We start from the raw sequence: 24,821 nt of genomic DNA, 5'->3' as shown, positions 1-24,821 counted from the left end.
CTTGCTCGACTATAATCTTACCGAGTTTTTGAGCGCCATTTGATGATCTTGACAATATTTATCCGCCACAAGCGTGCATAAAACGGCATTGTTCAAATCCATGACGCTCCCGACATTTGTTACCTAAGGCCTTCTTCCATGACTACTACCAAACCCGCCAAGCACGCCCATGTACTGATCCTCGGCTCCGGACCTGCCGGCTACAGCGCCGCCGTCTACGCCGCGCGCGCCAACCTGAAGCCGGTGCTGATCACCGGCGTCGAGCAAGGCGGCCAGCTGATGACCACGACCGACGTCGAAAACTGGCCGGGCGATCCGCATGGCGTGCAAGGCCCGGAACTGATGCAGCGCCTGCTCAAGCACGCGGAAGAATTCAACACCGAAATCATTTTCGACCATATCCACACCACCAAGTTGTCGGAAAGGCCATTCCGCCTGCTCGGCGACAATGGCGAATACACCTGCGACGCCCTGATCATCGCCACCGGCGCCTCGGCCCAGTACCTCGGCCTGCCGTCGGAAGAAGCCTTCATGGGCAAAGGCGTTTCCGCCTGCGCCACCTGCGACGGTTTCTTCTACCGCGGCCAGGAAGTGGCCGTGGTCGGCGGCGGCAATACCGCTGTGGAAGAAGCGCTGTACCTGTCCAACATCGCCAGCAAGGTCACGCTGATCCATCGCCGCGACAAGTTCCGCGCCGAACCGATCCTGGTCGACCGCCTCAACGCCAAGGTCACCGAAGGCAAGATCGTCATCAAGTACAACTACACGCTGGACGAAGTCACTGGCGACGCCAGCGGCGTCACCGGCATCAACATCAAGTCGGTGGCCGACGGCAGCATCACGCCGATCACGCTGCACGGCGTCTTCATCGCCATCGGCCACAAGCCCAACACCGGCATTTTCGACGGCCAGCTGGAGATGCATAACGGCTACATCAAGACCAAGACCGGTCTCGAAGGCATGGCGACAGCGACCAGCGTGCCGGGCGTATTCGCCGCCGGCGATGTGCAGGACCATATCTACCGCCAGGCCATCACCAGCGCCGGCACCGGTTGCATGGCAGCGCTGGATGCACAGCGTTTCCTGGAAGACTAGGCTTCCAGGAAGGGTAAAGTTCACGCGTGGGCACGATGTGCCCACCCTACCCCGCCGCCTTTCATTATTAGCAGACGCACATATCATGGCCGGCCCGATCAAAGACTTCAGCGCCCTCAAATCGCTGCGCAAGGAAATCAAGGCGCAGGACGAAGCACGCCAGGCCGCCGCGGCTGAAGCCAAGCGCCGCGAGCAGGAAGCGCGGCGCGACGCCGACATCTTCCGCAGCAGCATCGGCAACGTCAAGCCGCTCGCCGTGCCACCCAAATTCACGCCCGCCATCCCGCGCCCGCTGCCGATAGCCCGCCAGCACATCGCCGACGAACAAGCCGCGCTGGAAGAATCGCTGTCGGACGAGTTCAACATCGAAACCCTGCTCGACACCGATGAAACGCTCAGCTTCGCCCGCAACGGCATCGGCCCCGATGTCATGCGCAAGCTGCGGCGCGGCCACTGGACCATCCAGCAGCAGCTCGACCTGCACGGCCTGCGGCGCGAAGAGGCGCGCGAAGCCCTGGCCGAATTCCTGCGCCTGGCCGCCAAGCGCGGCTGGCGCTGCGTCCGCATCATCCATGGCAAAGGCCTGGGCTCGGTCAACAAGGAACCGGTGCTGAAATCCAAGGTGCGCAACTGGCTGGTGCAAAAGGATGAAGTACTGGCCTTCTGCCAGGCCACCGCGGCCGAGGGCGGCTCAGGCGCGCTGCTGGTGCTGCTCAAAGGCCAGTTGTAAAGCTCTTCCCCTCTGTTTCCATCGAAATTCGACCGCGCGACGGGCAGGTTTTAGCCGCCTTGTTGCGCGGAAAAGTCAGCCGCATGGCAACCCGTTGCCCCAGCCCCGCTTCGGCCTCGTGCCTGAGCGCCGCCGCCAGGAAATCCGGCGCCGCCCCCAGCGTGACAAAGCCGAACTTGCGATACAGCGCCTGGCTGGGCGCGAACTCCAGGAAAGTGGTCAGGTATAAAGTCGGGATCGCGCGCGCATTGCCCCAGGCGACGACCGCCGCCAGCAAGGCGCTGCCTATGCCGTGCCGGCCATAGGCAGGCAGGACGTCAAGTTCCGCCAGCACCGCCACCTGGCCATGCATGGCGACGCAGGCAAAACCGAGCACCGTGGCGGCGCTGTCCTTTGCCACCCACAGCATGCCGGCCGCCTGCGCAGCCATGAGTTTTTCGCGCGCCATCGTTTCGCCGCGCAGATGCAGCGGCAGCAGCCGTTCAGGGAACAGCGTCGCGGCCGCCCTCTCCACTGCGGCCAAAGCCGCAACATCATCCGCCGCCGCCAATTCAATCCGGTAACCGGTCACACTGATCCTCCATCAACAACATCGCACACTATCGTTCACCGTTCCGCCCGCGCCGGCGCCGGCGAAATCGCTAAAACAAATCCATCTGCGGCTTCTGCTCTGCAGGCAGCTGCGGGCGCTTGAAGCGCGAGGTATCCAGGCTGGAAAACGAACCGCGCTGGACCAGGCCGAAACGCGCCACTGCTTTTTCGTAGCGCTGCCTCAGAAAATCGGCCCAGATGCCTTCGCCGCGCATGCGCTTACCGAAATCCGCATTGTAGTCGGCGCCGCCGCGCATTTCCCGGACGTGGTTCATGACGCGCTTCGCACGGTCAGGGAAATGCGCATTCAGCCAATCCTGGAACAGCGGATTCACCTCCCACGGCAAGCGCAGCACAATGTAATTGGCGCGCACCGCGCCCGCCTCCGCCGCTGCTTCGATGATGCGCTCCAGGTCCGGCTCGTTGATGAAGGGGATCAGCGGCGCAATGCTGACGCTGACCGGAATGCCGGCGTCGGCCAGCGTCCGTATGGTGCGCAAACGCCGCGCCGGCGCGGCGGCGCGCGGCTCCAGCGTGCGCGCAATGGCCGGATCCAGCGTGGTGATGGTGACCGCCGCCACCGCCTGGTTCCTGGCCGCCATCGCCGCCAGCAAATCGATATCGCGCTCGATCAGCGACGACTTGGTGATCAGCGCCAACGGATGTTCGCAATCGTGCAAGACCTGCAGGATGCGGCGCGTCAAGCCGAGCTCGCGCTCGCAGGGCTGATAGGCGTCGGTATTGACGCCGATGGCGATCGAGGCCGGCACATAGGATGGCTTGGCCAGCTCGCACAGCAGCAGCTGCGGCGCATTCACCTTGGCAAAAATCCGGCTCTCGAAATCCAGCCCGGGCGACAGGCCGAGATAGCTGTGCGTGGGCCGCGCAAAGCAATAGATGCAACCGTGTTCGCAGCCGCGATAGGGATTCAGGGAAACGCTGAACGGCAGGTCCGGCGAGGCATTGCGGCTGAGGATGCTTTTTGCCTGTTCCTCAGTCACGATGGTGCGCACCACGGGGGGCTCAAGCTGCTCATCCTCGCCGGCCCAGCCGTCGTCGAAATCTTCGCGCTGGTCGGTTTCGTAACGGCCTTGCATATTGCTGGTCGCACCCCGGCCTTTGCGCACCACGCTGGCTCCCTGGAAATGCATTACCTGGGCAGGATCCTTTTTTTGCTGATCCGACATCGAAGCACCAATCACTGTATGTATGTACAGTATTTTAGCGCAAACCGGGCAAATGCAACAGCATCCGCGGACCTCGTGGCGCGGCGGTGTATTCTATCGCCATGGACTCCTTGATAGCCGCCTCCGCGCGCGCCCTCGCTGCCGGCGACATACTCGGCGCCCTCAAGCGCGTTGCCCTGCGCGACGACCCGCCGGCGCTGGCCTTGCGCGGCATCGCCATGGCCCAGCTGGGCGAGCACCCGCGCGCGCGCGAGCTGCTGCGACTCGCCGCCCGCGGCTTCGGCGCCCACGAGGAGCTGGCGCGCGCACGCTGCGTGGTGGCCGAGGCCGAAGTGGCGCTGGCCGTGCGCGACCTCGGCAGCTCGCCGCGCACGCTGACGGCGGCCCTGGCCACGCTTGAAGCGCACGGCGATCACGCCAACGCGCTGCAGGCGCGGCTCATCGCGGTACGCAAACTCTTGCTGCTTGGCCGCCTGGACGAAGCCGAGGCGGCGCTGGCGCCGCTCGATGCGCGCGGCCTGCCGCCGTCGCTGGCGGCCGTGGCCGAGCTGGCGGCGGCGGAGCTGGCGCTGCGCTCCTTGCGCATCGGACCGGCGCAGGCGGCGCTAGCCCGTGCGCATGAGGCGGCCGGGCGCGCAGGCGTGCCGGCGCTGCTGGCCGAGGTGGCAGAGGCGCGGGCGACGCTTGATCGTCCTGCCGCCCGGCGCCTCTGTGCCGGCGGCGAGCAAATGCTGCGCCTCGACGAGGTGGCGGCGCTGCTGGCCTCCGACGCGCTGGTCATCGACGCTTGCCGGCGCGGGCTGGGCACAAGCGCTGCGTGGCAATCGCTGGCGCGCCGGCCGGTACTGTTCGCGCTGGCGCGCGCGCTGGCCGAGGCCTGGCCTGGCGATGTCGGGCGCGAAGCCTTGATCGCCTGCGCATTCGGCGCCCGCCACCCCAACGAATCGCACCGGGCGCGCCTGCGGGTCGAGATCGGCCGTCTGCGCGCACTCGTCACAGAACTGGCGCAGATCGAGGCTACCGCGCAAGGTTTCGTCCTCAAGCCGCTCGCCGAGCGCGCCGTGGCCGTGCTGGCGCCGCCCATCGATGGCGACCAGGCGGCGCTGGCAGCGCTGCTGGCCGACGGCGCGGCCTGGTCGACCTCGGCCCTGGCGCTGGCCCTGGGGGATAGCCAGCGCACCGTGCAGCGCGCGCTGGCCGAGCTGGAGGCCGCCGGACGGGTACGTTCAATCGGGCAGACGCGGATGCGCCGCTGGCTGGCGCCGCCGCTGGCAGGATTCACGACAATCTTGTTACTCCCCGCTACGCTGCAGATGGAATAGAGTTGTCTTACGGCGCCGATCCGAGATGCGCCATCAGGAGCCAGCAATGACCCAAAAAACCAGCAAAGACAAACCTCAGGCGACAGCACGCATGGCCGAGATCGTGCGCGAATACGGCCCCTTCGCCGGCGCCGCCAGCATCGCCGGCGTGACCCACGACGGCCAGCGCGTCTGGGCCGCCACCGGCGCCAGGCTGATCGCCTTCGATCCCGCGAGCGGCGAACCGACGCGCACGCTGGACTGCCCCTGCGACGCCGGCACCGCCTTCGACGGCCGCCACCTGTATCAGATCGCCGAGCAGCGCATCGACAAGATCGACCCCGCCAGCGGCAAGGTGCTGGCCTCGATCCCGGCGCCCGGCCACGGCAACGACTCCGGGCTGGCCTGGGCCGAGGGCAGCCTGTGGGTGGGCCAGCATCGCGACCGCAAGATCCACCAGATCGATCCGGCCACCGGCGCCATCATCCGCACCATCGAGTCCAACCGCTTCGTCACCGGCGTGACCTGGGTCGACGGCGAGCTGTGGCACGGCACATGGGAAGGCGACGAGAGCGAAATCCGCCGCGTCGACCCGGACAGCGGCGCCGTGCTGGAGCGGCTGGAAATGCCGCCCGGCGTCAACGTCAGCGGGCTCGAATCCGACGGCGCCGGCCTGTTTTACTGCGGCGGCGGAGGCAGCGGCAAGGTGCGCGCCGTGCGGCGTCCGAAAGCAGCCGGGTCGTAATCACCGTAGTAGCACGTCGAGTTGGACCATGTCTCCGGCGCAGCCGAGGGCCCTCGCACGCCGGTCTGATTCAGGCATTGTCCTGATCAACCCCAATCCAAGGAGCAAGACCATGAAGCTGTACTACATTCCATCCGCCTGTTCGCTATCGCCGCACATTATCGCCAACGAACTTGGCCTGCCCATCGAACTGGTGAAAGTCGACAGCAAGACCAAACGCACTGAACGCGGAGAAGATTACCTCGCCATCAATCCCAAAGGCTATGTGCCCGCGCTGCAGCTGGACGACGGCCGTGTGCTGACGGAAGGCCCGGCTGTGGCGCAATACCTGGCCGACCTGAAGCCCCAGGCACAGCTGGCGCCCGCCAACGGCAGCATGGCGCGCTACCGCCTGCAGGAAATGCTGGGCTATATCAATTCAGAGCTGCACCAGGGTTACTTGCCTTTGTTCTACCCCGAGACCAGCGACGAAGCACGCGCCGGGCGCATGGCCCATCTGCGCAAGCACTATGCGCTGATCGACGCCACGCTCGGCTTCACGCCATTCCTGCTGGGCGAACGGTTCAGCATCGGCGACGCCTATCTGTTTGTGGTGACGCGCTGGTCGGCATTCGTGAATCTCGATCTGTCGCCGTTCCCGAACCTGCTGGCATTCCAGGAACGCATCGCTGCCCGCCCCGCCGTGCAAGCGGCGCTGCGCCGCGAACAGCCGGCAGCCGCCTGAGCCCTTTACCATCAGCCGTCAACCATCAGCCAAGGAGCAGATCATGAACACCGCTATTTCAGAAGTAAAAAACCATCCCGTCGTCTCTAGCGAGCGCTGGCTGAGCGAGCGCAAGGCGCTGCTGGCGCGCGAGAAGGAACTGATGCGCCTGCATGACCAGGTCGCCCGCGAGCGCCGCGCGCTGCCGTGGGAGCGCATCGACAAGGACTACGTATTCGACACCGCCGAGGGCCGGCGCACGCTGTCCGAGCTGTTCGACGGCCGCCGCCAGCTGCTGGTGCAGCACTTCATGTTCGGCCCGGGATGGGAGCAAGGCTGCCCCAGCTGCTCTTTCATGGCCGACCACACGGACGGCATGAACGTGCATCTGGCGCAGCGCGACATCACGCTGGTCGCCATTTCGCGCGCACCGCTCGCTGACATCGCGCGCTTTCGCCAGCGCATGGGATGGCAGTTCAGGTGGGTGTCCTCGCATGGCAGCGATTTCAACCACGATTTCAACGTCAGCTTCACGCCGGAAGAACAGGCCAGGGGCGAGGTCTACTACAACTACGGCATGCGCCCCTTTCCGGTCGAAGAAGCGCCCGGCGTCAGCGTGTTCTACAAGGACGACGCCGGCCAAGTGTTCCACACCTACTCGACCTACGGCCGCGGCGTGGAGGTCATGATGGGCGCGTATAACATGATGGACCTTACGCCCAAGGGCCGTGACGAGCGCGACGTGCCCCACAAGATGGAGTGGGTGCGCCACCACGACCGCTACGAGCCGGCGGCGGCCGGTTCCTGCTGCGCGCATACCTGAAACGCGAGCTATCCGAGCGCATCATGTCAAACCTCTGGCCATGGCTGGCGGTGGCAGGGCTTGGCGCCCTGCACGGGCTGAACCCTGCCACCGGCTGGATGTTTGCCGCCGCCTGGGGCGTGCAATCGCGCGACCGGACGCAAGCGCTGCGCGCCCTGGCGCCGATCGCCGCCGGGCACGCCGCATCGGTCGCGCTGGTGGCCGCCGCGGTAGCGCTCGGCATGGCGATGGATCGCATCGTGCTGCAAGCCCTGGCGGGCGTACTGCTGGCCGCCGTCGCGATATATCACCTGGCGGGCCGCAAAACCAGGCGGACGCGGACGCCGGCAGGTCATGCCGGGCTGGCGCTCTGGTCTTTCATGATGTCCACCGCGCACGGCGCCGGGTTGATGCTGGCGCCCGCGCTCATCCCGCTGTGCATGGCAGACGCGCCGGCGCGCGCGATCACCGCATCCGGCTCGCTGACGCTGGCGCTCGCCGCAGTGGGCGTCCACACGGCGGCAATGCTTGCCGTCACCGGCGTGATCGCCTCCGCGGTTTGCCGCGGCGTCGACGCCGGCGCGCGCTTACTGCGCCGCGCGGGTGAGGAAACTGGCGGAGCGTGAAGTACGCAGCAGCATCGCGAACACCATGACATGGGTCCAAAGCAAGAGGGGAACGCAGACAGTCGGGATAAACCAGGCAGCGCGAAGCGAAGCCGTCTCGATGCCTACGCCGATCGCGCCTTGGTAGTAGGCGAACAGCAGGTCGGCAAAACCCCACAGGCTGAACGCCCAGATCGCGATGCGCGCATAGCGGCCTGATCCCATCATCAAGGCCAGCCACGCCAACGCCATGGCAACAAGATCGCCGTACGCCGCGGGCGCGGCGAATCCCGCTCCGAGATTCGGATCGACGATGCCCGGCACGATGAAGGCCAGGCCTATGAACCGGAACAGATGCAGATGCAGAATCGGCCGTACCGCCGCGTGCAGGGGCAGCTCGCGTATGCGTGGCCAGACATAGCTGAGGCAAACTGCGCCCCACGCGAGCAGGCCGAACGTCACGCTCGCAGCAAAGGGAAGTAAGGTTGCAAGATTTCTGACGGGTTCCATACAAGCCTCCAGCAAAATGTTTTGCGACATGGACGGCAACGAACGACGCCTGACCTTGCGCCAGCGCCCATGCCCTGCCGTTGCATGTTGGCGCTGGAACATGACTTGCAAAGTGCAAGCATACACTTGCATTTTGCAAGTATTTTGGATAAAGTCAAGGAACCGAGAGCAAAAAAACGATTCCGCCCCATCGACCGTTATCCAGGAGCTTCCTTGCCACGCACCAAGCAGGGCGCCGCCCGCCCCCCAGACAACGCGGGCCCGGCTCAAAACGAGCATCGCCGCTCGATATGTCCGGTCGCCTGCACCTTGGACCTTGTTGGCGACAAGTGGACTCTGCTTGTCGTGCGAGACCTGATGAACGGCAAGTCGCATTTCAAGGAATTCCTTGCCTCGCCGGAGAAAATCGCGACCAATATCCTTGCCGAGCGGCTCACCCGGCTTGCTGACAACGGTCTGGTCGAACGCTACCCGTCCAGCGATATTGCCGGCAGAGAGGCCTATCACTTGACCGAGAAAGGACGTTCGCTGCGTGCCTTGATGGCCCAGATCAAGGCTTGGGGACTGGATCACATCGATGGCACTGAAGCGCGGATGGGGACGAACAACGAAAACTGATATTGTCCGCATCGCTTCAGCTATCTGTCCGGCGATTCGCCAGGCGGTGAACGCGCTCAATAGACAGCCTGGCTAAACCTCCTTCAGACCAAAACGCCACCACCATCGACCACGATCATCTGCCCGGTGGCAAACGCGTTGTTCATCAAATGAAGATAGGTCTGCGCGATATCGTCGGCCTCCCCGACCCGGCCAACCAGTAGCTGCTCGCCAACGCCACGATACATCGCTTCGCGTTCATTCTCGGGGATGTTGGACCACAGCGGCGTACGCACGAAACCGGGACTGACGAGATTAACCCGGAGCGGCGCGAGTTCGACCGCGAGCGCCCGCATCAAGCCTTCCATCGCACCGCAAATGCTCGCACCTGTCGTCCAGCCTTTCTGCGGCCGCGCGCTGGCGATGCCACCGGTGAGCACGATCGATCCGCCGCGCCGAATATTCGGCGCGGCCGCTTTCACTGCCGCAATCGCGCCAAACACGCGCACATCGAAAGCCGCGCGCACGGCGCTCATGTCGGTGCATGCCAGCTCACCAATGTGCAGGCTATCGCCGGCCGTATAGACCAGGTGATCGAAACTGCCGATTTTTGCGAACAGCTGGGCCACCGAAGCGGCATCGTTCAAGTCGGCAACCTGGCCGTCGGCGCGCGCACCGAGTTCCGAAACTGCCGCCGTAACCTTGTCCTGGCGCGAGGACGACACCACTACCGTTGCACCCTGCGCCAGTGCGGCGCGTGCGGTGGCAAGCCCGATTCCGGAGGTGCCGCCAAGTATCACAACTTTCTTGTTTTGCAGATGCATGATGAGCCTTTATTGGTTGCGTCAAACGACGTGCATAAATTATGATTAAATAGTCAAATTTGATAAACGACGATTTATTTATTTCACCCATAAATAGGATTTATGAATGGATCGCTTCGCCAGCATGTCGATCTTTGTCCGCGTCATCGAGCGCGGCAGTTTTGCCGCCGCCGCGGAAGGCAGCGGCATGACTGCGACGATGGTAGGCAACCACGTCCGCGCGCTCGAACGTTTGCTCGGCGCACGCCTCCTCAACCGCACCACCCGGCGGCAACACCTGACCGAAATCGGCCGCGGCTACTACGAACAGTGCGTCAGCATTCTGGCGCAGCTGCAGTCGGCGGAGATCGATGCACGCGATATGCGAGCACGGCCGCGCGGACGCCTGCGGATAAGCGCGCCAATCATCTATGCCACCTGCAAACTCGCACCGGCCATGAGGGAGTATCTCGATTGCTATCCCGATGTGCAGGTGGAGCTGGCGCTAAGCGATCGCGTGGTCGACCTTGCCGATGGAGGCTTCGATGCGGCGATCCGCGTCGGCTCCTTGCCGGATTCGAATCTGATCGCGCGGCCGTTGTCGTCTTCATCGCGCATTGCCTGCGCAGCGCCTGAGTATCTGTTAAAACACGGAACACCGGCGACGCCGAAGGATCTGGAAAACCACCATTGCCTCGCTTTCGGGTTTGACAGCGGCCCTGAACGCGACTGGCGTTTCATCCTCGCTGACGGCTCGCAACAGACGGTGCGCGTACCTGGCCGCCTTGACATCAGCGGCGGCCAGGCCCTGCGTGAAGCCGCTATCGCTGGTCTCGGCATCACCATGCTGCCCGAGATGATGCTGGAGCACGACATCGCCGAAGGGAGACTTATCCGATTGTTTGCCGACCTGCCGGCGCCGGCGTTTCCCGTGCATATTGTCTACCTGCCCGAACGTCAGCTCACGGCCAAGCTCGCCAGCTTTGTCGACTTCGTGACTGCGCGATTCGGCCCTCGTCCGAAGCAATAACGATAGCTTCATTTCATGCATCCAATATGCTGGAAGCTGTTGATCCGTGCGAATTGAAGCATCCGGCATGATGTCACGCCGTTGCATCCGATTCGGTGAGCGTCGGTAAATCGGCCTTTTATTTTTAATATGGCAACTAAAGATTTTGATAGCCGGTTTGGCCGCTGTGTAGTTCAATAGCGCAATGAATTTGCCGATACGCACACACGCCATTTAAATCGCCCGACCTATGGAGACCACCATGGACGACGACAACGGGAATGAAAGACAGGAAGTCACTTTCCAGACCCTGCTAAAGACACCGGCAATCGCCGTCAAGGACGTTTGCTGCCTGGGCAATTGCAAGCATAAAAGCTCCTCGGAATGGTCCTCCGCCACCCATCTGGTATTCCCCTATCGCGGCGTCTATGTACGCCATGTCGGCAGCGACACCGCCGTCGCCGAGGCCAACCAGGTTCTCTTCTTCAATGCCGGCCAGGAGTATCAGATCAGCCACCCGGTTAGCGGCGGCGACGGCTGCCTGTCGATCGCAATCGACGCCCCCTTGCTGCTGGAGCTGATGCCCGGGGAGCTGCTGGAAACGCGGGAGAAGCCTTTCTTCAAACGACAGCAGCAACGCATCGATCCGCGCGCCCAGGCGTTGGTTGCGCTGCTCAGGTACAGCTTGCGTAACGGCGTCATAGAATCGCTGGAAGCGGAGACCCTGATGTTCACGCTGGTGCGGCGGGCCATGGGACTGAACGCAAAGTACAGCTCCAGCGCCAGCCATGGACACCGCAAACTGGCCGAGAGAACCAAGCTGGTGCTGACCAGCGATCTCTCGCGGCGCTGGACGCTGGCCGAGATCGCGGCGGAAACCGGCGGTTCGCCGGTCTATCTGACCCAGGTATTCCAGCAGGTCGAAGGCATACCGCTGTATAAGTATCAGATGCAGCTGCGGTTAGCGCGCGCGCTCGACCTGATTCATCAATACGACGACCTGTCAGCCCTCGGCCTCGACCTCGGATTTTCCAGCCACAGCCATTTCAGCGCCGCCTTCCGCCAGTCCTTCGGCCGCTCGCCCTCCGCCTTCAAGCAAACCGCAACTCAACGCTAGCGCGTCCCGGCCGCGCAGGATTCTCGATCCATCGCATTTCACTAAAGAATCCGATAGTCGTCTTTTGCCCCGCGTAGTCCAATGCCTTACCCGGCCTTCGGGTATTTCAGGAGACTCACCATGAACGAACAAACCTGCGCCGCATGCGACTACAAACTCGACGACACCAGGATCCTGGTCAACATCGGCGGCAAGCCGGTCGAAGTCTGTTGCGAGGAATGCGCGACCAAACTGCGGGAAGCTGAAAAATCGGCCAAGGCGGCTACTCGGCAGCCCGGCAATAACTGATTGAAACCATAGAAAGCAGAAAGACATGACGATGCAAAAGCCAGCCTTGAGGCTAGTCCCGGCTAGGCTGGCTTTTTTTCAGAAGCGAGATCCATCATGATGAATTCCAAAGAAAAAGCGGAGCATTTCCACAAGCTGCACCGTCCTCGGGAGCCCTTGGTGCTGTTCAACATCTGGGATCCCGGCAGCGCAAAAGCCGTTGCGGCAAGCGGAGCCAAAGCGCTCGCGACGGGCAGCTATTCGGTAGCCAGCGCATACGGCTACGACGACGGCGAGAAAACTCCTCTCGATATCGTCATCGGCAACCTGCACAGAATCGTTCAGGCGACGGAGTTGCCGGTCACCGTCGACCTCGAAAGAGGCTACGGCGAAACGGCAAGCGGGGTCGCTGCATCGATAGAACGCAGCATCAGGGCCGGCGCCATCGGCTGCAATATAGAGGACAGCCTTCCAGGAAACGGGAAATTGCGCCCTGTCGAGGAACAGATGCAGAGGATCCGTCTGGCTCGCACTGCCGCCGACGACCAGAAACTCCCCTACTTCATCAATGTGCGCACCGATGTGTTCTTCCAGGGACTGCCGGCAGAACAGAATGAAGCGATGCTGGCCAGCGCCATCGAGCGCGCGCAGGCCTATGCCGAAGCCGGCGCCAATGGCATCTTCGTGCCCGGCCTGGCCGACGAAAAACTGATTGCCCGGCTGGCGGCTGCCTCGCCGCTTCCCCTCAACATCATGGTCAGTGAAAAAACGCCGTCGCTGAAAAACCTGGCGGACGCCGGCGTCGCGCGCCTCAGCTATGGTCCGGATCCTTATCTGCGCATGATGAAGGCGCTTGCGGCCGCAGCGAGGGATGCCATCTCCATCCAGCATTGACACAAAAAAACGCGCCGGGTGGGCAAAAAAAATTTGCCCACCTACCCACCGTTAGCCGACCTTGGTGAACTTCCAGCTTTGATTGCCGCCGCCATTGTCATCCCACAGCGTGATGGCGGAGACGTTCGTGCTGCCGTAGCTGGTCGGCGACGTGCCGGAATTATTGTCGTCGATCACGCGTCCGCTCTGCACGCCGCGAATGCCATAGCTGACGCCATCCGAGCGCGGCACCAGCGCGAACTGCTGGTTGGCGCCGCCATTGCCCTGCCAGATTTCCAGCGCCGTGCCGTTGGCGGTCTGCTGGCCGGTCACGTCCATCACCAGGCCGCTCTTGATATTCGTCAGCTGCCAGTAGCCGTTGCTGGCGATAGTCAGACGCCACTGCTGTTCCTGGCCGCCGCTGGCGGCGGCGATGCCAAGCCGGGTGCCGGCCGCGGTGCCGCCCTGGTAGCTCCCCAGCATCAGGCTGCTGATAGCGCTGGTGATGGTATAGACGCCATTGTTGACGAGGGCGGGAATGAAGCGCCATTGCTGGCTGAACGGCCATTGCTGCGTTGGATCGTCGGCGGCGTTGACCAAAATGTTGGCGACCGAGCCGGAAGATGAAATGGCAGTCGCGGATTTCGAGGCGCCGTTCACATCCAGCAGCAGCTGGCTCTGCTTGACCGCCAGGGTATAGACGCCGGTGCTGACGCCGGCCGCCTGCCAGCTCTGGTTGGCGCCGCCGTTAGCGCCATACAGAATGACCGACGAACCGGGCGTCGAACTGTTGTTAGCCACATCCAGCACCGTGCCGGTGCTGGCGTTGGCGATCTTCAGGTTGCCGTAGCTGTCGGTGGTCACCGTCCACCCTTGCGTCGCCGCCGCGCTCAGCGGCTGCAGGCCGGGATAGGTGTAGGCCGAACCGGCCACCGCCGGCAGCACGTCCAGGTACAGGCCGCTGTTGACGTTTTGCAGGAAATACGTTGCGTTGACAACCGGCGGCGGCACCGCGGCGGTGCTGACCGGGCTGGTGATGTTCTGCGGCAGCGCGCTGCTGCCATAGAAACTCAGGCTGCCCGCGCTGCCCTGCGTAAACTCAAACACCACGACCGCATTACTGCCGCTGTTGAGCCACACGCCAGGACAGTACAAGCGCTTCTGCGGACCGGCCGCGGTCCAGTAACGGCCGAGATTGTAGCCATTCACGAAGACATAGCCGGTACCCCAGGCCGACATGTCGATATACATGTCTTGCGGCGTCGCGATACTGATGCTGGCCTTGGCGAAGAAAGGCTGGCTGGCGGCAGGCGCCGCGGCGCTGAAGGCAAGCGCGCCGATCTGGCTGGCCGACAGCGGCGACAGCGCCATGCTCCAGTTACTCAGCGCAACGCCATTGGCGTAGACATTGCCGGACAAGCCCTTGCCCTCGGCATTCATCCCGCCTGCGCCGTAATTGACGCGGCCGAACGGCAGGCAGACTATCTGCAGCGTAGCGCTGGGCGCGGCGTTGCTGATCGTCAGCGAGGTGGTCGCCGCCAGCGCGCCATTGGCAACCGTGCTGAGCACCACGCCAGGCACCCGCGCGCCGTTCACAAAGACCAGGGCATAGTCGGGTGCGCGGTCAAAAGTGATCTTGATGCTGCCGCCGGCGGCCGGCAATGTCGTCTGGTAAACCGCGACGCCGGAGGGATAGACGCCGGCGCTGGCCGGCTGGTTCTTGTTGAGGGTCAGCGCCATCGCCTCCAGCGTTTGCGGCTGCGTGTTCTGGAGATTCAGGTTCAGGCCGGACAAGAAGCTGCTGAAAGTCAGCTGGCTGGCCGTCACCGCCGCTATGTCGCCATCATTGATATGGGCGATGCCGGCAGGCGCGCCGGCAAAAGGAACATTGTAGGAAGCATTGGCGACGTACGCCCCCTGGATCGGATAGAAGTTCGGATTAGCGGCGCCGGACTCCGACACCGGCGCACCGTAGTCATACGAAGTCATCGTTGGCTGGCAGGATGAATCGCTGACGCCGTTGGCGCCGGCGGTGAAGCCGAAATTGCTGCCGCCATGGGCAACATACAAAACAAAGGAGCATTTCGCAGTGGCGAGGGAAGTGACCTGATTGACGAAATCGCCCACGTGCACGGTCTGACTGCTGTCTCCCCAATGGCAAATCCAGCCCGGATAGCATTCCGCGCCAAACGCGCCGACGCCGTAATTGCTGGCGGCAGTCGCATAGTTGCCGGCCGAGGAGCCGTCCGCGGTCATGCCGTAGGCGGTATTGGCCGGCATGGTGATGCCGTTGTTCTTGAAGCCGCTGGCCCAGCCGTCGCAGACGCAGAATTTTTCCGCATAGCCGAATGCCGTCCATTGCTGCGCGATCGCGTTCGGATAGGTGCCGTCGTCGGGCGACCAGGAAGTGTATTCATTCTCCACCGCCACCAGCATGATGGGACCGCCCGCCGACAGCGTGCGCCCCTTGACCACGTTGTTGTACAGCGCTGAATTCCATTTATTGACCGCCGCCATGTAATTGGGAAAATTGCCGCGTATCTGCAGCTTGCCGGCACTGTCGCGGAACTGCGGATCGGCCAGCATGCGCGGCGGCAGGCCGCCGAAGTCCCATTCGGCGCAGACATAAGGACCGGGACGCAGCAATACCCACATGCCGTTCTGCCCGCACAGGTCGATGAAATGGCCAATATTCTTGTCGGTGGAAGTGAAATCGAAACTGCCGTCCGACAGCTCGTGGAAATTCCACATGACGTAGAGCGAGATCGTGTTGCAACCCAGGGCCTTGATCATCTTGATGCGATGGTCCCAATACTGGGACGGCACCCGCGCCGGATGGATTTCGCCGCCGAAGAACTGGAACGCAGATCCATCCATGAACCAGTTGCCGCTGCTGTTCCAGGATAGCGTATGACTGCCGCCGCTGGCGAACACGGCATTGCCTGTGCCGCCGGCTGCGGCAGCGAATGCCTTCGCAACCGGCGCATTGGATGAAGTGCTGTCGCTGCCGCCGACGCCACAAGCAGTCAGCAGCGGAGTCACCACGGCATAGCCCAGAAAATCTCGTCTTTTCATTGCAGGTCTCCTTTTTTTATCGTCACGACACTGCGCATGTCTTGCGACTGTAAAATCAATCTGCAGCATCGCCGAGGTAACAATCAAGCGCCCATGGCAATGCCGACACGCGGTCTCGATGACTCCAGATAGTAGTCAGGGTGCGGCAATCAATCCAATGAATTTTTACAGCGCACGAATACCGGTTTCGGCATCGTTGCCGGTTGCGTTGCAACAAACGAGATCAGGCACGGGCTCAGCTGAGGCCGCATGCGACCTTGTATTTCCGGCCCAGCGAGTCGCACAGAAAACCGGCGTCGTAGACCATGCCCTGAAGATCAGGCTTGCCCTTGAACAGCATGATGGTATTGGTTTTGCGCGGCTTGCTCAGGACGAAAGTCTGCCCGGCGTAAGTTGTGCTGCTGGCTGAGCCGTAGGTCGAACTGCCTGAGCTTTTAACGCTGGCGTCGGTCTCGGTGTAGGCCGGCGTCGTGAAGCTGCTGCGTTGCTCGCGCGCCTGCGCATCGATGATCACAAAATGCGTGAAGCCGTTCTTGAGCGTGAGTTCGGCGCTGCGCAGCAGGGCCATTTCTTCGGCTTGTTCGCTCGGCGTGTAAGCGTTGCCGCGGAATGAAACGCTGAAAACATTGGCATCCAGCTGGGTTTCGCCGAAGCCGCCGCCCAGTCCTCGGGGCTGATAGCTGGATGCGCAGCCGGTGAGCAAGGCGACGATGGAAATGAAAGTAGTGAAAGTAATGAAACGCATGATTGAAACTCCTGATTAATTTGATGCTGCATGATGTTGCTTGAAGTGACTGACAAACTGAGCCACTGACTATTTATTCAATCTGGCGCCGGGCGGGCCATACAGCGCCCGGCCCTAGCCGATGATCAATCCAGGTAAACCCGTACGCCGGTAGACATGACGTTGTTCAGCATCCCTGCCTGGCCGAACTGCGCATCGTAGTTGGCGTACCAGCCCCAGCGGCGGCTGACGTCGGTAGCGATGCCGATGCCCAGCCAGCCTGTATTGCGCGCCAGGCCGATGCCGCGCACCAGTACGTCCGTCCCTGCCGCGCCGTTGTAGGCTGCGGAAAAATCCAGCTTGCCGCTGCCGAATGCGCGCTGCCAGGCCGCGTACATTTGCAGATTGCTTTTGCCGGCAAACCAGTTGAGCTCCGACTTGGCGCGTACGCCCAGGAGGCTGGCGGTTTGCTGGTAAGTTTGGCTATCCGCGCGCAAGCCCAACGGCCCGCCGCTTTCGCTGAAGCCGCCGCGCTTCACGCGGTCATACGACAAGCCGGCGAACGGCGTCATGCTGGTTTCTTCGGAGAGCGGCAGTTCAAAGCCGCTTTCGACATACCCCGACAAGACACTGTCGGTATGGCGCGCAGTCAGTTCGTCTGTTTCTGATCCAACCAAGGCGGTACGGCTGACGCGGCTGTCGACCGTCGCCATGCCGGCGCGTCCGCTGACGTAGGCTTGCTTGTCGCCGGCGGCAAACGCATGGCGTCCGTACAGGGACACGCCGATGTTCTGGCTTTTCGACTGGCCGCCGAAGCGGTCGAAACTGGCTTTGCTGTCGGAATAGGCCAGCGCCGCGCCGACGATGGTCCTCTCATTCAAGCGCGTGTCGACGCCGAACTGGCCGCCCCACAGCGAAGTATCCGCGCTGGCATAGCCGTCCTGCGCCAGCTTGCCGGCGCTGCCCATGCCGCTGGCCCAGAAGCCGGTGGTTGCAGCACTGCCTGCCTCGCCGTCACCCAGCTGCGCCAGGCGATTCGACAAGTCGCGGTTCACCGCTTGCGATTGCTGGAAGGTCAGCGCTTGCGCCGAGCCATGAATCTGTCCCGACAAGCTGTCCAGTACGTTCGCTGCCGCCGCCAGAGTGCCGGTATGCTGCAAAGATGCGACGCTCTCCAGGAAGCTTTCATGGCCGCCGGTGCTGCCGCTGGCAACCAGATCGTCTGCGGCATGCAATACCTTTTCAATATTCCCTGCGGCGTTACCACGCGTAGCGTCGCCGCGGAAAGCCTGGGCGGCAACCTGCTCCAGGTTTTTGCGCTGGATGGTCATATCGACTTCATGCTTGCCGTACTCCAGGCTGGCGTTAAGCAAAGGATGATCCGAAACCGCCACGACCTTGTTATCGTTATCTTTGAAACTCACTCCCCGATTAAACGTTCCCGCGATTCCTTGGGTCGCGCTCAAAACCCTATCCTTGCTGCCTTGCGCAGTAACGTAACCGAACGACGCCTGGTTCTGCGGCGGGGTCAGCACCAGGTCGCCGGCCAGCACGGCCTTGCCGTCTATCAGCAAGGGCGCATGCATCTGCTTTTCCACGGTAGCATGCTTGGTCGACAAATAGTCGCCGCCGATCCGCATGCCTTTGCCAGTCACGCTGAGCGTGCCGGCAAGAATATTGACGCTGCCGCCGACCCGGCCGCCATCAGCGTGCAAAGTGCCCGACGAGGTCATTTCTACGCCGGAACGCAGCGAGCCAGTGATACTCAGAACGCCTTCCTTGACTTGGCTCACGCCCGCATAGGTGTTTTGTCCCGACAGTGTCAGCGTGCCAGTCCCGCGCTTGATCAAGCCGGCGTTGCCAGCGATATCGTTGCTGAATACCGAGCTGACATCATTGAAATCAATGACGACGTTATTGCTCAACGCCAGTTTCTCATCGAACAAGGCTGGTCCGTTAACCGCTTTACCGGCGTTAAGCAAACCCCAGCCGTAGATTTTAGGATCGCCCATATCGGTAGCGGTCGACAAAAGGGTCTGTCGCAGCAAGCTTCCCGTCATCCATGGATAAGCCTGCTGCACCAGGGCCGCCGCGCCTGCCACGGCTGGCGCGGCAAATGAAGTACCATTCTGACGATATTTTCCCGTGACAGAGTTGAAATCTCCCGGCGCGGCCAGACACCAACTTGCCGCGTCGCCACAGCGATTGGCGTACCAGGAAATCCGGCCCTTCTCCGGCCCTTCCGCATTGACTGCAGTAACGGCCAGCCAGCCCTCTTCCAAGCTCTTGTCTATTGCAGGCAGACCGGGGTGAGTACCGGGATTAAGCTGTTTGTCATTACCGGTGGCCCAGACAAACAGCATGCCCCGCTTGACATAGTCGCGGAACATGGCCACCCGCTTGCGATCTTCCTCATTCGCCTTGCTGATGTCTCCTGACGCCAGCGACAGATTGACGATGCGTACGTCTTTTTCCAGGAAGTCGTCAAACATCTCTGTGCTGATCCGTGCCTGTTCAGTCTCGCCGGCGGGGCCTCCTACTGCGCCAAGCATGGAAACGCCAGGGGCAACGCTGCCGCCCAGCACTTCGGCCACCCGTGTGCCGTGCGTGCTGCCGTTGCCCTTGCCGCCGGTTTCGTAACAGCGGGTCTTGATGCGGTCCCCCATCTGATCAGGCCAAGCGGCAAAATCGCTGTCGACGATGCCGACGGTCACGCCCTGCCCTGTATACCCCTTGGCATGCGCCTGCTTGATCCTGGTCATGTTTTCGGCATCGAAGCTCATGCGCGGCGTGGTCGTCACAGGCGTTGTCGTTACCACCGGCGTCGTCACTGGCGTGGTCACCGCCGGTGTGGTTGTGAGTGGCGTTGGCGTTACTGGAACGATCACTGCCGGCGTCGTGGTCAGCGGCTTCGGCGTCAGCGGCATGCCCTTGCCGGCGACCGACGACGGCCTGGATGGATTCTGGCTGCCGCCGCCACCGCAACCGATGAGGAGAAGGGAAACGGCGATGCATGACGCGTCTTTTTTTGTAAACAACATAATTCGCTTTCTAAAAAATACAGCGCAAAAATTGCGGCACACATCCTCCCCGCCAATGGGAAAACGGTAGAATCCTTCGCTGCTGGAGTTGAACGGCGGGCGGCACTCAGGCCACGCCGATGAAATGAAAATCTCAAAAAATCAGCCGCGCCCGGCATGCAGACATGTGGCGCGATGTGATGGCGATCAGTATGGATGGCTTTCCCATCCGCTCAAAACCAGTAACTATTGATGAAAGCGATAGATCGCCGGACAGCCTTGCGCCATGCCGCTTTCCTTCGCCAGACGCCTATCCGGTACAGGATCGCAAGCGTCGAAAATGAATTTATTTTCCGACAATATTTTTACCTTTTAATCCGCCATTGAAATCAGCCGCACGCACAGTTATCGCGATAAAATCCAAAGGCGAAATGGTCCCAGGCGCGCACTAGCCGCGTCTGCGAAAACAAAGACAAATCAATGAAGGGAGCGACAGAGCGTGCAACACATATCGGAAGCATTGGTCGCCTTTGCCGCTGTCGCCACGGCCGGCTCTTTCAGCGCGGCAGGCCGGCAGCTGGGCAAGAGCCAGTCCACCATCAGTTCCTCGATCGCCTACCTGGAAATCGATCTCGGCGTCACCCTGTTCGACCGTTCCACGCGCAAGCCGACGCTGACGGAACAAGGTCACATCATCCTGCGCAACGTGCAGGAAATATTTGCCGCCGCCGACCGCCTCGACAAGACCGTCAGCCAGCTGGTCGACGGTCTGGAGGGAAAGCTGAGCATTGCGCTGTCCGACCTCTATCAATCCGAGCGCTATGAGAGCGTCCTGCTGGAATTCGAAAAGCGTTATCCGGGCGTCGATTTCGAATGCCAGATCGCCGAGAGCGACGACCTTGTGCACCTGGTGCAAAGCGGACGGGTGCATTTCGGCCTGGTTCCGACGCAAGCCGCCTATCCTTCCGACGTCGCCTCGCAGACCCTCAGCGAGCACTCCGACATAGGCTTGTTCGTCGCCCGCAGCCATCCGCTGGCAAGCATGCGCTCCATCAACCGCGCGACGCTGGATGATTTCCGCGAAATCCGGCTGGATCCGGTCGCCAGGAATCCGGCCGCGGTAAGCGGCCGCTACTGGTCGTCCAGCAGTTATTTCATCGTGCTGGAGATGGCAGAGCTTGGCGTCGGCTGGGCCGCCATTCCACGCTGGCTGGTCAAGCGCTTTTCCGGCGGCACCTTGCAGGAACTGAAGACGCCTGGCTGGCCCAAGCAAATCGTGATCGACGCCATCTGGTCGCGGCAGCGCCCGCTCGGCCCGGCCGGCACCTGGCTGCTCTCCGCCCTGACCTGATCCGGCTCACGGCACGTCGGCGCTCAGGCCAAGGCGGGCTGCTGCTGGGTCACGCAGTGGATGCCGCCGCCGTTTTCGCAGATACGGTCGACGTTGACCTGGACGATTTTACGGCCGGGATACAGGCCAGACAGCGTCCTGGCCGCCGCCATGTCCGCCTGCGCGTCGCCGAACTGCGGCATGATCACCGCGCCGTTGCAGACGTAGTAATTCACATAGCCGTTAAAGAAATCATCCTGATCCGACCTGCTGGTTCGCGAGCGGCGCATCGTCACCACCTCGATTTGCCGTCCGCGCGCATCGGTTGACGCCTTCAGCTGTGCGACCGCGTTTTCGGCCATGCGCGCTTCCTCGCTGCGGTCGCCCTCAGGCATCAATTCAACCAGCGCCAGCCCCGGCCGGATGAAACGCGCCAGGCCGTCGATATGGCCGTCGGTAATATCCTGCCCGCGGATCCCAGGCAGCCAGATGACCTTGCTGGTCCCCAGCGCGGCATGCAGGCGGCTTTCCAGCTGCCTCTTGCTGAGCCCCGGATTGCGGTTGTCATTGAGCAGCGAGCTCTCGGTGGTAAGCACGGTGCCGTCGCCATCGACCTCGATCGCGCCGCCTTCGCTCACCAATCCTGCGCGCCACCTTGGAATATGCTGGCGTTCAGCGATCCTGGCGGCAATCCTGGCGTCCTCTACGTGCCGCTGCTTATCACCCCAGCCATTGAAGTTAAGATCCACCAGCACTTCCGCGCCTTGCCCATCCACCGCAAAGATCGGACAGGAATCGCGCGCCCACATATCGTCTACCGCCACAGGCAGCACCTTGACCGCCGGACCGCATAGACGCTGTGCGTTGCCGACCTGCGCGGGCCGCGCTAGCATGAATACTTCTTCGCATTGCGCGATGGCCGCCGCCAACTCGGCCAGGTTGCGGCGCACCAGCGCCAGATAGCTTTCGTCGCCGTAGCTTGCGGTGAGCTCAGGCCATTGCATCCAGGTCCGCAGGTGCGGCGCGGATTCTTCCAGCATGCGCAAGAAACCGGCCGCCTCGCTTGCATCAGATTTGAGTAAATGACGCGCTGTCGTCATGATAGAAACTCCACATAGGTCCGTCAGGTTACGCCGCGCAAACATTGCTACGGCGTGCTGGCGACCATTATGCGGAGCTCCCCGCGTTACTCAAAATGAGTAACTATTGACAGGATCGATAGATGAGATGAGAGACGCATCCCTGATGACTTGCGCTAAACCGGCTTGCGCCAGACGCTCGCCAGCCATGGCTGCTGCTCGCGCGGCAGACCGTCAGGCCGGTAGTAATGCTCAAGCTCGACGAAGCCGGCCGCCGCCATGAAGCCTTGCCAAGCGGCGAGGTCATGATAGCTGCCGTAGCGGCCGTGATTCCAGCCTTCGTCATTGTTGCCGCGCGGGTTGGAACTGAACAGCACGCCGCCAGGCTTGAGCGTGGCGTGGAACTGATTCAGGACGCGCGGCAGTTCCTGGCTGGGGATGTGAAACAGCGCAGCGTTGGCGAAGATGCCGTCGAAGCGGCCGTCGGGAAGATCGAGATGGAGGAAATCCTGATGCCAGACTTCGCAGCCGCTGTCCGCGCGCGCCATTTCCACGAAACGGACAGCGCCTTCGACGCCGATGGCAGTGTGGCCGAGCTTGCTGAAGGTGCGCAAATCGCGGCCGGGACCGCAGCCGACATCCAGGATGGCGAACGGCGCCGTACCGTTGATGTGGCGCAGCAAGGCCGCGATATTCTGGCTGACGTCGTGGTCGCGCGTGCCTTCGCGGAAATCTTCGGCGCGCAGGTTGTAATGCTCCAGCGTGAGAGCGGCGATTTTTTCCAGGTCGGCGGGCAAGAGGTTCATGGGACGTACTGTAGCGCATCCGGCCTGGATGCGTCCAGCGGTCATACCTGCGTTCACGCTGCAGAATCGGCGCTCCCGCTGGACTCGAAGACGATATACTCGCCGTCTTCGCCCATGCCTCTGCCGGTTTCAGCAAATCCGCTGGCGCGATAGAAAGCCGCCGCCGCGTGATTCCGCAACAGGCATTTCAGTACATAACGTTGCTCGGGCCAGCCGGGAAGAGCAGCCAGCAGAGCACGGCCGACTCCCCTCCTCTGCTGGCCGGCGCCGACATACAGATGATGGATGAAATGATCCGCCGCCCAGACCGAGATGAAGCCGGCCAGCGCGCCTTGTTCATCCTGCGCAAGCAGGATGGTTTCGCCTTGGGTCTGCTGCTGCAGATCCTCCAGGCAAAAGGTGGAGGTCGCCAGCCAGGTGTAGGTCTGGCGGCGTGAGGCCAGGAACAGGTCTTGCAGTGCCGGCTGATCGTCAGCGGTGGCAAGGCGTACGGTAATCAGCATGCCGATCCATCCTTCCATGAAATCGTTTGATGCATCAAGCAGCCAGTTTTGGCGGCGAAAAACGCAACACGGCAGTCTACCGCAGTTGAATAATCCATGGCGTTTTGCGCAGAAAATCTTGCAACGGGCTATATGCGAATCGGCAGGAAACGTAAAACATACATCAATGGCACGCAAAGAAAAATAGCCATGGCGCTGCTGGCGGCGCTCCAGCCTAACGCGTAATGATAGTCGCCCGGAATGGCGTGCAGGGACAAGGCAATACCGCGCACCAGCCCCAGGAAAATGAAATGTGCAGGGAAAATGATCAGCGTATTTTCCGAAAGCCAGTTGGCTATCCTCGATGCCGGCAGCAGTTTTGCGATTGACAACACCGCGGCGATTCCCAGCAGCGAAGTCGGCAGGTAGAGCGCCGGCCGCATGCCGAAATACATCGTGGCCAGATCGACCCGGTCGTTAAACGAACCGGCCCAGACCAGCAGCGCCGATGCAACCAGGCCAAGCAGGATCAGCTGCGTAATCCCGGTCCTGCTGAACCAGGCATTCTCGCGGGCCAGCTGCCCGAGCGCATAAAAAGACAGTGCTGCCCACATACTGTCCAATCCAAGCAGCAGCCGGTAGGACGGCTGATTGCAGAGTATCGTGACGGCCATCCCGAGCGCGACGAAGCAGCAAGCCGCGGCCGGCGCCGTCAGCAGCTTGCGCGCAGCCTGGTACACGATGGCGGTCAGGATCAGGCAAGGAAAAAACCACAGCGGCGGATCGATATAAAGATCAGGCTCCAGGCCGGTCAGCAAGCCTGTCAGGGGCTGATACCAGGCGCGGCCGAGGGACAATGCGGCTTTTTCACCTATATTGCGGGTTAGCAGCCAGTAGCCGAAGGCGAAGCAGAAAAAGAAAAGATACGGTACGGCCAAGGCGCGGAGTGTCTTTTTTACATTGCCTTGAACGGCCTGCTGCAGCTTGTCCGGCTTGAGCAAAAAACCTGAGATGAAAAAAAACAGCGGCACGTGAAAACTGAATATCAGGCGCACCAGGCAGTCCGGCAGGCCTTTGCTGTGGCCGACAACCACCAGGACGATGCCGATCGCCTTGGCGTTGTCGATGAATACATGACGATCAGACGAAGTCTTGATGGACGAACGATGATCGTGCATCGGGAAAATCTTCATCTAAATGGCGGCAGGAAACGGCAATTCCGCATCCGGTTTGGCAGCCAGGATCACACGCTTGAATTCAGACTGGATCCGCGCCAGCGCCTGCTCCGATTCCGCCTCAAAGCGCATCACGACCACCGGCGTGGTATTGGATGAACGCGCCAGGCCGAAACCATCGGCGTATTCAACGCG

The 24,821-nt window shown here is 62.0% G+C and carries 24 protein-coding genes and 1 pseudogene; 13 read left to right on the top strand and 12 right to left on the bottom strand.

All coding sequences use genetic code 11. From position 1 onward, the window contains the following. The first annotated feature begins 138 nt into the window (after window positions 1-138). Window positions 139-1,095, top strand: coding sequence for a thioredoxin-disulfide reductase (gene trxB / locus AC07V8_RS17150; RefSeq protein ID WP_494680172.1), 957 nt, complete (start codon window positions 139-141; stop codon window positions 1,093-1,095). An 85-nt stretch (window positions 1,096-1,180) separates the two neighbouring features. After that, the gene (locus AC07V8_RS17145; RefSeq protein ID WP_494680171.1) at window positions 1,181-1,825 is read left to right on the top strand and encodes a Smr/MutS family protein; all 645 of its coding nucleotides are present in this window, start codon (window positions 1,181-1,183) and stop codon (window positions 1,823-1,825) included. Here AC07V8_RS17145 and AC07V8_RS17140 read toward each other — a convergent pair. Beyond that, entirely contained in the window at window positions 1,809-2,396 is a 588-nt protein-coding gene (locus tag AC07V8_RS17140; protein WP_494680170.1) for a GNAT family N-acetyltransferase, read from the bottom strand. The genes AC07V8_RS17145 and AC07V8_RS17140 overlap by 17 nt on opposite strands. A 70-nt stretch (window positions 2,397-2,466) precedes the next feature. Further along, the gene (locus AC07V8_RS17135) at window positions 2,467-3,603 is read right to left on the bottom strand and encodes a PA0069 family radical SAM protein (protein WP_494680169.1); all 1,137 of its coding nucleotides are present in this window, start codon (window positions 3,601-3,603) and stop codon (window positions 2,467-2,469) included. 101 nt (window positions 3,604-3,704) lie between these two features. On the opposite strand from AC07V8_RS17135, the gene AC07V8_RS17130 reads away from it, so the two are divergent. The 5 genes from AC07V8_RS17130 (at window position 3,705) to AC07V8_RS17110 (ending at window position 7,780) form a co-directional block, all read left to right on the top strand. Continuing rightward, a complete protein-coding gene (locus AC07V8_RS17130; RefSeq protein WP_494721480.1) occupies window positions 3,705-4,925 on the top strand; it encodes a helix-turn-helix domain-containing protein in 1,221 nt (406 codons plus the stop codon). A 46-nt stretch (window positions 4,926-4,971) separates the two neighbouring features. Then, entirely contained in the window at window positions 4,972-5,649 is a 678-nt protein-coding gene (locus AC07V8_RS17125; protein WP_494681080.1) for a Vgb family protein, read from the top strand. Between the two features lie 112 nt (window positions 5,650-5,761). Next, window positions 5,762-6,373, top strand: a complete 612-nt coding sequence (gene gstA, locus AC07V8_RS17120; RefSeq protein WP_494681079.1) for a glutathione transferase GstA — start codon at window positions 5,762-5,764, stop codon at window positions 6,371-6,373. 43 nt (window positions 6,374-6,416) lie between these two features. After that, entirely contained in the window at window positions 6,417-7,175 is a 759-nt protein-coding gene (locus tag AC07V8_RS17115) for a DUF899 domain-containing protein (protein ID WP_494681078.1), read from the top strand. 23 nt (window positions 7,176-7,198) lie between these two features. Further along, entirely contained in the window at window positions 7,199-7,780 is a 582-nt protein-coding gene (locus AC07V8_RS17110; RefSeq protein ID WP_494681077.1) for a hypothetical protein, read from the top strand. Here AC07V8_RS17110 and AC07V8_RS17105 read toward each other — a convergent pair. Further along, entirely contained in the window at window positions 7,742-8,269 is a 528-nt protein-coding gene (locus AC07V8_RS17105; protein WP_494681076.1) for a DUF8737 domain-containing protein, read from the bottom strand. The two genes, AC07V8_RS17110 and AC07V8_RS17105, sit on opposite strands and share 39 nt — an antisense overlap. A gap of 84 nt (window positions 8,270-8,353) precedes the next feature. Here AC07V8_RS17105 and AC07V8_RS17100 point away from each other — a divergent pair, with 84 nt between their 5' ends. Beyond that, window positions 8,354-8,887: a winged helix-turn-helix transcriptional regulator gene (locus tag AC07V8_RS17100; protein ID WP_494681075.1), complete on the top strand. Its 534-nt coding sequence runs from the start codon at window positions 8,354-8,356 to the stop codon at window positions 8,885-8,887. An 83-nt stretch (window positions 8,888-8,970) separates the two neighbouring features. On the opposite strand, the gene AC07V8_RS17095 is transcribed toward AC07V8_RS17100, so the two are convergent. Beyond that, the gene (locus AC07V8_RS17095) at window positions 8,971-9,690 is read right to left on the bottom strand and encodes an SDR family oxidoreductase (RefSeq protein ID WP_494681074.1); all 720 of its coding nucleotides are present in this window, start codon (window positions 9,688-9,690) and stop codon (window positions 8,971-8,973) included. A gap of 106 nt (window positions 9,691-9,796) precedes the next feature. On the opposite strand from AC07V8_RS17095, the gene AC07V8_RS17090 reads away from it, so the two are divergent. From AC07V8_RS17090 to AC07V8_RS17075, 4 genes are all read left to right on the top strand, one after another. Next, complete coding sequence (locus AC07V8_RS17090; protein ID WP_494681073.1) at window positions 9,797-10,699, top strand: LysR family transcriptional regulator; 903 nt, start codon at window positions 9,797-9,799, stop codon at window positions 10,697-10,699. Between the two features lie 241 nt (window positions 10,700-10,940). Beyond that, window positions 10,941-11,795 (top strand): helix-turn-helix transcriptional regulator, encoded by an 855-nt coding sequence (locus AC07V8_RS17085; protein ID WP_494681072.1) that lies wholly within the window; start codon window positions 10,941-10,943, stop codon window positions 11,793-11,795. Between the two features lie 120 nt (window positions 11,796-11,915). Continuing rightward, entirely contained in the window at window positions 11,916-12,083 is a 168-nt protein-coding gene (locus tag AC07V8_RS17080; RefSeq protein WP_494681071.1) for a hypothetical protein, read from the top strand. A 96-nt stretch (window positions 12,084-12,179) separates the two neighbouring features. Next, complete coding sequence (locus AC07V8_RS17075) at window positions 12,180-12,956, top strand: isocitrate lyase/PEP mutase family protein (RefSeq protein WP_494681070.1); 777 nt, start codon at window positions 12,180-12,182, stop codon at window positions 12,954-12,956. Window positions 12,957-13,007: 51 nt separating this feature from the next. On the opposite strand, the gene AC07V8_RS17070 is transcribed toward AC07V8_RS17075, so the two are convergent. The 3 genes from AC07V8_RS17070 to AC07V8_RS17060 all read right to left on the bottom strand — a co-directional run bounded on the left by AC07V8_RS17070 (window position 13,008) and on the right by AC07V8_RS17060 (window position 19,775). Continuing rightward, window positions 13,008-16,010: a beta-galactosidase gene (locus AC07V8_RS17070; RefSeq protein ID WP_494681069.1), complete on the bottom strand. Its 3,003-nt coding sequence runs from the start codon at window positions 16,008-16,010 to the stop codon at window positions 13,008-13,010. A gap of 235 nt (window positions 16,011-16,245) precedes the next feature. After that, complete coding sequence (locus AC07V8_RS17065) at window positions 16,246-16,755, bottom strand: CC0125/CC1285 family lipoprotein (RefSeq protein WP_494681068.1); 510 nt, start codon at window positions 16,753-16,755, stop codon at window positions 16,246-16,248. 125 nt (window positions 16,756-16,880) lie between these two features. After that, window positions 16,881-19,775 carry an autotransporter domain-containing protein gene (locus tag AC07V8_RS17060; RefSeq protein ID WP_494681067.1) on the bottom strand — a complete coding sequence of 965 codons (2,895 nt, stop codon included), beginning with the start codon at window positions 19,773-19,775 and terminating at the stop codon, window positions 16,881-16,883. A 478-nt stretch (window positions 19,776-20,253) separates the two neighbouring features. Between AC07V8_RS17060 and AC07V8_RS17055 the strand changes: the two genes are divergently transcribed. Further along, window positions 20,254-21,105: a LysR family transcriptional regulator gene (locus AC07V8_RS17055; RefSeq protein WP_494681066.1), complete on the top strand. Its 852-nt coding sequence runs from the start codon at window positions 20,254-20,256 to the stop codon at window positions 21,103-21,105. A 23-nt stretch (window positions 21,106-21,128) separates the two neighbouring features. On the opposite strand, the gene AC07V8_RS17050 is transcribed toward AC07V8_RS17055, so the two are convergent. From AC07V8_RS17050 to AC07V8_RS17030, 5 genes and pseudogenes are all read right to left on the bottom strand, one after another. Beyond that, window positions 21,129-22,184, bottom strand: coding sequence for an agmatine deiminase family protein (locus tag AC07V8_RS17050; protein ID WP_494681065.1), 1,056 nt, complete (start codon window positions 22,182-22,184; stop codon window positions 21,129-21,131). Window positions 22,185-22,339: 155 nt separating this feature from the next. Continuing rightward, window positions 22,340-22,969 (bottom strand): class I SAM-dependent methyltransferase, encoded by a 630-nt coding sequence (locus tag AC07V8_RS17045; protein ID WP_494681064.1) that lies wholly within the window; start codon window positions 22,967-22,969, stop codon window positions 22,340-22,342. 53 nt (window positions 22,970-23,022) lie between these two features. Beyond that, window positions 23,023-23,472: a GNAT family N-acetyltransferase gene (locus AC07V8_RS17040; RefSeq protein WP_494681063.1), complete on the bottom strand. Its 450-nt coding sequence runs from the start codon at window positions 23,470-23,472 to the stop codon at window positions 23,023-23,025. Window positions 23,473-23,600: 128 nt separating this feature from the next. After that, window positions 23,601-24,629 carry an acyltransferase family protein gene (locus tag AC07V8_RS17035; RefSeq protein ID WP_494681062.1) on the bottom strand — a complete coding sequence of 343 codons (1,029 nt, stop codon included), beginning with the start codon at window positions 24,627-24,629 and terminating at the stop codon, window positions 23,601-23,603. A 15-nt stretch (window positions 24,630-24,644) separates the two neighbouring features. Further along, window positions 24,645-24,821: pseudogene (locus AC07V8_RS17030) on the bottom strand (phosphomannomutase/phosphoglucomutase); the annotation flags it as partial.

This window comes from Collimonas sp. GW821-FHT02H07, assembly GCF_059421505.1.
This window is presented reverse-complemented; position numbering and strand designations above follow the sequence as displayed.